Here is a 7,964-nt window from a genome sequence, read left to right as displayed (position 1 = left end):
CGTCAGAAAACATCATGCCTTTATTTGTGAGGCAAAGTCTTGCGAATCTCAACTATTGGTTTCAACCTTTCTACGCGGATCGAGCCTGGTTGCCTCGGGCGTGACCGCGCGGTCCGCGGGTTGCGTCTTGAAGGCGTCGCGGTTTTCGATCGGCACCGGTGCGCGGGCGCGGATGCGTAAGAGCGTGTAGCCGGCGAGGCTGAGATGGGCGAGCGCGGTTGCGAGGAAAAGCCCCTCCGGGCGCACCGAACCCATCAGCGCGGCGGCCAAAAGCGGGCCGATCATCGTGCCGAAGCCGTAGAGCAGCAGCAGGCCGCCGGAAACCTTGACGAAGTCCTCGGCGCGGGCGTGGTCGTTGGCATGCGCGACGGCGATCGAATAGAGCGTATAGGCGAAGGCGCCATAGGCGGCGGTCATCACGATGACGAAGACGCCCGAACGTGGCGCGAACAGGAAGATCAGCGCCGCGACCAGCGCCGCGCCGAAGGCTGCCCCGGCGAGCACGAAGCGGCGGTCGGTTGTATCCGAAAGCCGCCCGGCCGGGAGCTGCATGGCGGCGCCGGCGATGACCACAAGGCTCATCATCAGCGCGATCTCGGCGGTGGAGATGCCGATGCGGGCGCCATAGACGGCGCCGAGCGTGCCCCAGGCGCCGTTGGCGATGCCGATCAGGAGGCAGGCCACCGCCGACACCGGCGAATTGGCGTAGAGACCTTTGACGTCGAGCTTCACGTCCTGCAGGGGCTTCGGATGCGACTGGGTCGAGACCGCCGTCGGAATGAGCGACAGGCAAAACAGGATGCCGGTGATCATGAACAGCGAGGCCGACCGCACGTCGCCGCCGGCCACGATCATCTGGCCGCCCATGATCGAGGCATAGGTGACCATCATGTAGAGGCCGAAGACTGTGCCGCGATTTTCGTTGGTGGCCTTTTCGTTCAGCCAGCTCTCGATCACCATGAAGGCGCCGGCCATGGTGAAGCCGGTGAAGGCGCGCAAAAGGATCCAGACATATTCGTCGATGATGAGGCCGGTGAGCAGCGCGATGATCGCGCCGGACGCGGCGAAGGCGCCGAAGGCCCTGACATGGCCGGCGCGGCGAACAAGCCGCGGCGCGAAGAAGCAGCCGGTGACGAAGCCGCCGGCCCAGGCCGTGCCCATCAGGCCGAGCGATGCGGTCGAAAAGCCTTCCACCTGGCCGCGCAGCGGCAGCAGCAGCCCGTGCAGGCCGGATGCGGCAAGCAGGAACGCCGTGCCGCGAAGCAGCGAGAGGATCGGTCTGTAGGTTGCAAACATGGGCTGATCCGGCTGGAATTTCGGGCGCAGGTCTGTTTCAGCGTCTGGCAGTCGCAATCAGGCTTTTCCGGGGCGGACTGGCACGCCGGCGGAACTATCCTCTACGAAACAGCGCCTCGGCCGCGGATTTGGTTGCCCCCTTGGCGGCCCGTGCCTCTTCCAGCCGGGCGATCTCGTCGCGCAGTATCGCGATGCGCTCGGACAATTCGTCCACCGAAAGCAGCGAGAGGTCCTGGCCGATCTCGTGCGGGCGCGGCTTCTTCCTGGGTTCGTCGTCGAAGATCGCCATCGTCGCTTCTCCCCTACTTGGCCATTTGCCTGATTTGGCAATCAGCATACATAGGGCAGGGGCGCCGATGCAAACCACTCAAGACAGGATTCGAGGAGACGGGACAGCCATGGCGAACACTCACAAGATTCCGGCGAAGATGACGGCCATCGCGATCTCGCAACCCGGCGGTCCCAGGGTGCTCAAACCGGAAACGCGCGACGTGCCTGTCCCCGGCCCGGGCGAGGTGCTGATCCGCGTGCATGCGGCCGGCGTCAACCGGCCGGACGTCCAACAGCGCAAGGGCGCCTATCCGCCGCCGCCCGGCGCCTCGGACCTGCCTGGACTCGAGGTGGCCGGTGAAATCGTCGCGCTTGGCGACGAGATATCGCGCTGGCGCATCGGCGACCGGGTCTGCGCGCTGACGCCGGGCGGCGGCTATGCCGAATATGTCAAGGTCCATGCCGGCAGCGTGCTGCCGATCCCGGCCGGCTTCACCTATTCGGAGGCCGCCGCCGTGCCGGAGAACTATTTCACCGTCTGGCACAATGTATTCGAGCGCGGCGGCCTGAAGAAGGGCGAGACGCTTCTCGTCCATGGCGGCTCGTCGGGCATCGGCACCACCGCCATCCAGCTCGCCTCGGCCTTCGGCGCCACTGTGATCACCACCGCCGGCAGCAAGGAGAAATGCGACGCCTGCCTGAAGCTCGGCGCCGACCGGGCGATCAACTATCGCGAGGAGGACTTCGTCGCAGTGGTCAAGGATGCGACCGACAAGAAAGGCGTCGACGTCATCCTCGACATGGTCGGCGGCGACTATGTCGCGCGCAATTACGAAGCCGCGGCCGTCGAGGGGCGCATCGTCCAGATCGCCGTGCAGGCCGGCGCTGTCGCAAGCACCAATTTCGCGACGCTGATGGTCAAGCGCCTGACCCATACCGGCTCGACGCTCAGGCCGCGCACCGTCGAGTTCAAGGCGGCGATCGCGGCCGCGCTGGAGGCCCAGGTGTGGCCGATGCTCGGCACGCGCAAGGTGGCACCCGTCATGGACATGATCTTTCCGCTCACCGAAGCCTGGCGGGCGCATGAGCGGATGGAAGAGGGCGAGCATATCGGCAAGATCGTCCTCGACGTCGGCTAGGATGGGTCGATATTCAGGTGAGGCCGGCCTGCAAACGATTGCGTCCTGCGCTTCCGGTGCTCACGTAGTTTTTTGGTTGCCGCATGTCCTTTTCGGAAAACCGGAAACCACTTTTCCGGGACATGCGGAAGTACGCTCCGCTCCGGTTCTCGGAACCTGCCATTTTCGGCTCGGCCTGACCTGAATCTCTACCCATCCTGGGGTGGCGCCTGTCCCCATTTCAAGCTGAACGAATCCTTAATGGTGCAATGCACAAAACGCATTGCGGCCATGCAAAAGCGTCCGTTCATTTCTTGGGCAGTCATGCCTATTTACACGGCATCAAACGATTTCATCAAACGACTGGAGAAATTCAAATGAACCCGATCCGTGCTTTCCGTAAGTGGCGCATGTACAACGAGACCGTGCGCGAATTGAACAAGCTCAATGCCCGTCAGTTGAGCGACCTCGGCATCAACCGCGCCGACATCGAGCGCATCGCCCGCCAGGCGGTGTAATCGAACACAGCCCGACCGTCAGGCCGGGCTGGGACTTGAAAGCCAGAGCCGTCGAGACGCTTGCTTCGTTTCCGGTTCCGAACCCGCTGGACCCCGTCCAGCGGGTTTTGTCTTTTTAATGCATGTCGCCCGGAAGTGCGCAGCGGTTCTGTTTCAGCGGGACGCGTGTCAGGACCCGTGAATCGGGCCTTTTCCAAAAACATTGCGAAAATTGGAGGGAGCGTTTATACAGGCCGCGAATTTCCCATTTTGGTGGCTCTAAACCACCGCCCGCGCGGGAACGCGGGCGAACGAGAAGGATTTTTGATATGGCCAATACGCTGCTGATGCCCAAGGCGACCGCCGTCTGGCTGGTCGACAACACCGCGCTCTCGTTCGAGCAGATCGCGCAGTTCTGCGGGCTGCATCCGCTTGAGGTCAAGGCGATCGCCGACGGCGAGTCGGCGCAAGGCATCAAGGGCATGGACCCGATCATCACCGGGCAGCTGACGCGCGACGAGATCGCGCGCGGCGAGAAGGACGTCAATTACCGGCTGAAGTTGTCGGAGCCGAAGGTGCGGGTGCCGGAATCGAAGCGCAAGGGCCCGCGCTACACGCCGCTGTCGAAGCGCCAGGACCGGCCGAACGCCATTCTTTGGCTGGTGCGCAATCATCCCGAGCTCAAGGACGCGCAGATCTCGCGTCTTGTCGGCACCACCAAGTCGACGATCGAGCAGATCCGCGAGCGCAAGCACTGGAACTCGGCCAATCTGCAGCCGATGGATCCGGTGACGCTCGGCCTCACCTCGCAGATCGACCTCGACCTCGAGGTCAACCGCGCCTCGCGCGGCCGCGAGCCGGCGCAGCCTGTCGGCGATACGCTGTTGCCGGCGGCTCTCACGGAACGGCTGGTGCCGGCGCCCGAGAAGCCGAAGGACGAGGATCAGGAACTCGACGCCAACGCCGTCTTCGCCAAGCTTTCGGCGCTCAAGTCGAAGGACAAGGACGAAGACGACGACCAGGAGTAAGCCTCCCGGCGTTCAACAAAAAAGCCCGCTCGAGCGGGCTTTTTTGTTGGACAATGGCTTGGGAGGAAGTCACGTCCGTGCGGCGCGGTCGGGCGCCATGCCGTAATCCTCCGAGCGCTCGACGGCGCGGTAGAAATCGGCGAGCTGCTTGCCGCGCTCCGGCTTGAAGATGCGGCCGGCGATGACGACCGAGGCGATGCGGTCGATGCGGAAGGCGCGGAAGTCGTCGCGCATCTCGCACCAGGCGACCAGCGTCCAGACCTTGCCCCAGAACCACAGGCCGAGCGGCCTGATGTCGCGCGCGGTGCCGCGGCCGGCCTCGTCGGAATAGTCGATGGTCAGGACCTGGCGTTTCTCCACGGCGCGCTCGATCAGGTCGATCGCCTCGCGCGCGGCGTCGCTCACCACCCACATCGGCGTGTGGATCTCGGTACGGGCGATGCGGTCCTTCTCGGTATCGGGCAGCACCGCGCCGATCTTGACCAGCGCCTCGTCGGCGGCCCTTGCCATCGCCGCGCCGCCAAAGGCGCGCACCATGCGCGCGCCGGCCACCAGCGCCACGATCTCGTCACGCGTGAACATCAGCGGCGGAAGGTCGAAACCCTCCCTCATCATGTAGCCGACGCCTGCTTCGCCGTCGATCGGCACGCCGGTCGACTGCAGGTCGGCTATGTCGCGGTAAATGGTGCGCTCGGAAACCTCGAGCCACGTGCCGAGCTTCTGCGCGGTGACCAGCCGGCCACCCCGCAAATGCTGCACGATCTGGAAAAGCCTGTCGGCGCGGCGCATCGATTTCTCCCCCGGGGTTTATGGCTTCAGCCCTTCGCGCTTACGCTGCGCGGCAACGAACTTCGCTCCGAAGGACAGTCTGCCCGTGGTCGGCGTCCCGGCACCCAGCACACGCCAGAACGGCGCGACGTCGCTCAGCGCCATGCCGCGCTCGAGATCCTCATGGGCGGCCTCGGCAACGGTGCGAAGATGATAGCCGATCGTGACCGGGCATGTCACTTCGGCGCCGTGCTCGATGGCCAGAGCGGTGCGCAGCGCACGAACGTCCATCTCCACCCCTTCGGGGATCGAGCGGATGAAGTCGTCGACCTGGCGCGCGGTCGGCACCAGCATCGGCTGGCCTTCAACGACATCGCCGACCGTGCGCGGCGACGGCTTGATGCCGTTGATGCCCGGCGTGTTCAGCCTGTCGTTCCAGCTTTTCACCATACGCGGATCACTCCGGATCGCCGTTTCATGTTCGTCACTGTCAGGATCGAAGCCGTTCCAACTACCGCACGCCTCCTGACAACATCCTGTCAGGAGGCTGCGGCGAAACCATCGGCAGACAAGGCTTCTTTCCCTGAACTCAACATCACTGGCCGCATTACATCTGGGCGCGATGCCGCCACAATCCAAGTCGCGGCGGCGAAATTTCAGTTTTCGCGCACGCGGCCGTTGTAAAGGTCCGGCCAGCCGATGTCCTTGCGGATGTCCGCCGGCAAGGTGTTCAGGAAACGCTGGGTGCGGATCTCGTTGCGCACGGTGCGAATCCTGCCGACATAGTGCTGCACGCTGCGCAGAATGGTAAAACCGTTCATGACCTCACTCCTCTCTTTTCGATGAGAAGAGTATCGCACACCCCTCCTGACAGCAGTCTGTCAGGAGGTTGGCAGGGTGCCTAAGAAGGCGGCGCGGCGGCCTTCGTGCGGTTCAGATGAACCCATTTCTATCAGGAATGCCTTGCCCGGAGGGTGCCTTGAGAACGGCTTTGACAGCCGCCATCGTTGCTGGTCAAAAGCGGCATGACGAAACTGCTCGCCCTAGTCATCATCGGCATCATGCTGATCCAGATCATCAAGCCGCTGGGATGGCCGGGGCTGAAGCGGCGCGGCGATTTCTGGAAGCTGGCGTTGCTGGCCATGGCGGCGATCTCGCTTGCCGCCGTACTAGGCCATTGGACCTGAGGTACGAACTGAGCTCGATTTCTCGTCACCCAGCACGAAATCCAGCAGATGCTCCGCCCAGGCGCGGTAACCTGCTTCCGAGGCGTGGAAGCCATCGGAGGCGAAGCCGGCTTCGGGGTTGGTGATGGGTAGCCGCGCGGCGGCAACGGCGCCGCGCTCGTTGCAGAGCCGCACGCCCATCCGGTTCATTTCCGTGGCGCGGATCTCGAGGATTCTGCCGAGCAATGGCGGCATTGCCGGCGCGCGGGTGAATTCCAGCACCGGCGACCACACCACGCGCGCTTCCGGCCATTTGGCGCGCAGCGCGTAGAGCAGGCCGCCGAACTCCTTCTTGAATCGCGGCACGGAATGGAAGTTCTTGGTGTCGTTGGTGCCGATGGCGAGCACGATATGCGTCCAGGGATCGGCCGACAGGTTGGGCAAGACATAATCGCGGATCTGGCCGGAGGTCGCCGAATTGAAGCCGGCGGCGCGCCAGCGCACGGCGCTGCCGGTGCGTTCGGCGATCAGGCCGGCGAGCTGCGCGGCAAGCCCGTATTCGGATTGCTCGATGCCGACCGACGCTGCCGAGGAATCGCCCAGGACCAGCAGCGCGACGGGCGGCGCCTTGCCCGGTATTTCGTGCAGGACCGGGCCTCGCGCCGGCAGCATGCGGGTGGTGCGGCGGCGCACGCCGAGGCCCTGCCAGACATAGACCGGGAAGGCGAGCCAGGTGAGAAGGGCAAGCAGGCGCTGCATGGCGGTTCCGTTACCGTAAAGGCAAAGCCATTAGCGCATGTTTCGTCCGAGGTGAACGAGGCCGATTACGCGCAGCAGTCCGGCCGCTCCGCACTTTTGTCCTGGTATTCGTCGTGGAGGCGCACCCAGTCCATCAGGTTGTGATACGGACCCGTCTCGTCGCGGCCCTTCGGCGTCACGTCGAGATAATGATAGGCGCCGATCAACGCGTCGCCGCCGCGGGCGCGCGACAGGAAGGTGAGGAAAATGTCGCCGCACTCGTTGCGATAGAAGATGCTGGTGCCGGGCAGGTCCTTCGATCGCAGCGGACGCTTCTCGAAATTGTACGTGGTTTCGCCGGTAGCGATCTGCTTGTCGGTGAAGGAGACCTGCAGGTCGAAGTTGAAGTCCGACGCATAGGACGACACCCAGTCGAACTTCCAGCCCATGCGCTGCTTGTAAGGCAGGATCTCGGCCAGCGGCGCGCGCGAGACCACGACCAGCGAGACGTCATGATGTTTCAGATGCCGGTCGGCGCCGTCGATATGGTCGGCGAGGAACGAGCAGCCCTGGCAACGGTGATCGCAACCCGGCGCCATCATGAAATGATAGACGATGAGCTGGCTCTTGCCGGCGAACAGGTCGCCAAGACGCCTTGGCCCCGCTTCGGTTTCGAAAACGTAATCCTTGCGCAGCTTGAACCAGGGCAGCTGCCGCCGTTCGGCGGCGACAAGGTCGCGGAACCGTGTCAGTTCCTTCTCGCGCTCGAGGTGCTTGCGATGCGCTTCGAACCAGTCTTCGCGCGAAACCACGGCATTGCGTTGCATGACCATCTCCTGTCCTCTCCTGCCAAGGACGTTCGACATCGGCTCAACCCGACACAGCCGCCGCTGTTTCGCTGAATCAGGTAGGGATGCGGCTGGCAAAAAACAAAAACCCGGGCCGATGGCCCGGGTTCAGACTGCTGACAAACCCCGTCGAATTTCGGCGGGGTTTTGTTTTATGTGATTGAAGCGTTTGAGAAGTTCGTGTCAGGAGATTTTGACAGGAGGCGCCGAGCCCTCATGCGAGGCTTGGTTTTGG

General features: G+C 63.8%; 11 protein-coding genes. 4 read left to right on the top strand and 7 right to left on the bottom strand.

Going from position 1 to position 7,964, the window contains the following annotated elements; genetic code table 11:
• Positions 1-48: 48 nt before the first annotated feature.
• A complete protein-coding gene (locus EOD07_RS14380) occupies positions 49-1,296 on the bottom strand; it encodes an MFS transporter (RefSeq protein ID WP_127235940.1) in 1,248 nt (415 codons plus the stop codon).
• Positions 1,297-1,390: 94 nt separating this feature from the next.
• A complete protein-coding gene (locus EOD07_RS14375) occupies positions 1,391-1,585 on the bottom strand; it encodes a DUF1192 domain-containing protein (RefSeq protein WP_040985205.1) in 195 nt (64 codons plus the stop codon).
• A 109-nt stretch (positions 1,586-1,694) separates the two neighbouring features.
• Between EOD07_RS14375 and EOD07_RS14370 the strand changes: the two genes are divergently transcribed.
• The 3 genes from EOD07_RS14370 (at position 1,695) to EOD07_RS14360 (ending at position 4,209) form a co-directional block, all read left to right on the top strand.
• Positions 1,695-2,705, top strand: coding sequence for an NAD(P)H-quinone oxidoreductase (locus EOD07_RS14370; protein ID WP_127235939.1), 1,011 nt, complete (start codon positions 1,695-1,697; stop codon positions 2,703-2,705).
• 356 nt (positions 2,706-3,061) lie between these two features.
• Complete coding sequence (locus EOD07_RS14365; protein WP_071074868.1) at positions 3,062-3,202, top strand: DUF1127 domain-containing protein; 141 nt, start codon at positions 3,062-3,064, stop codon at positions 3,200-3,202.
• 308 nt (positions 3,203-3,510) lie between these two features.
• Positions 3,511-4,209 carry a DUF1013 domain-containing protein gene (locus EOD07_RS14360; protein WP_073988011.1) on the top strand — a complete coding sequence of 233 codons (699 nt, stop codon included), beginning with the start codon at positions 3,511-3,513 and terminating at the stop codon, positions 4,207-4,209.
• A gap of 69 nt (positions 4,210-4,278) precedes the next feature.
• On the opposite strand, the gene EOD07_RS14355 is transcribed toward EOD07_RS14360, so the two are convergent.
• The 3 genes from EOD07_RS14355 to EOD07_RS14345 form a co-directional block, all read right to left on the bottom strand.
• Complete coding sequence (locus EOD07_RS14355; RefSeq protein WP_027166621.1) at positions 4,279-4,998, bottom strand: YafY family protein; 720 nt, start codon at positions 4,996-4,998, stop codon at positions 4,279-4,281.
• Between the two features lie 18 nt (positions 4,999-5,016).
• Positions 5,017-5,427: a hypothetical protein gene (locus EOD07_RS14350; RefSeq protein ID WP_164772245.1), complete on the bottom strand. Its 411-nt coding sequence runs from the start codon at positions 5,425-5,427 to the stop codon at positions 5,017-5,019.
• A 206-nt stretch (positions 5,428-5,633) separates the two neighbouring features.
• Complete coding sequence (locus tag EOD07_RS14345; RefSeq protein WP_116390243.1) at positions 5,634-5,798, bottom strand: hypothetical protein; 165 nt, start codon at positions 5,796-5,798, stop codon at positions 5,634-5,636.
• Positions 5,799-6,002: 204 nt separating this feature from the next.
• Here EOD07_RS14345 and EOD07_RS14340 point away from each other — a divergent pair, with 204 nt between their 5' ends.
• Positions 6,003-6,164 carry a hypothetical protein gene (locus EOD07_RS14340; RefSeq protein WP_127235938.1) on the top strand — a complete coding sequence of 54 codons (162 nt, stop codon included), beginning with the start codon at positions 6,003-6,005 and terminating at the stop codon, positions 6,162-6,164.
• On the opposite strand, the gene EOD07_RS14335 is transcribed toward EOD07_RS14340, so the two are convergent.
• The gene (locus EOD07_RS14335) at positions 6,147-6,902 is read right to left on the bottom strand and encodes an SGNH/GDSL hydrolase family protein (RefSeq protein ID WP_127235937.1); all 756 of its coding nucleotides are present in this window, start codon (positions 6,900-6,902) and stop codon (positions 6,147-6,149) included. The genes EOD07_RS14340 and EOD07_RS14335 overlap by 18 nt on opposite strands.
• Positions 6,903-6,967: 65 nt before the next feature.
• Entirely contained in the window at positions 6,968-7,708 is a 741-nt protein-coding gene (locus EOD07_RS14330; protein WP_127235936.1) for a thioredoxin family protein, read from the bottom strand.
• Positions 7,709-7,964 lie beyond the last annotated feature (256 nt).

The sequence above is a fragment of the Mesorhizobium sp. M2C.T.Ca.TU.002.02.1.1 genome (assembly GCF_003997225.1).
This window is presented reverse-complemented; position numbering and strand designations above follow the sequence as displayed.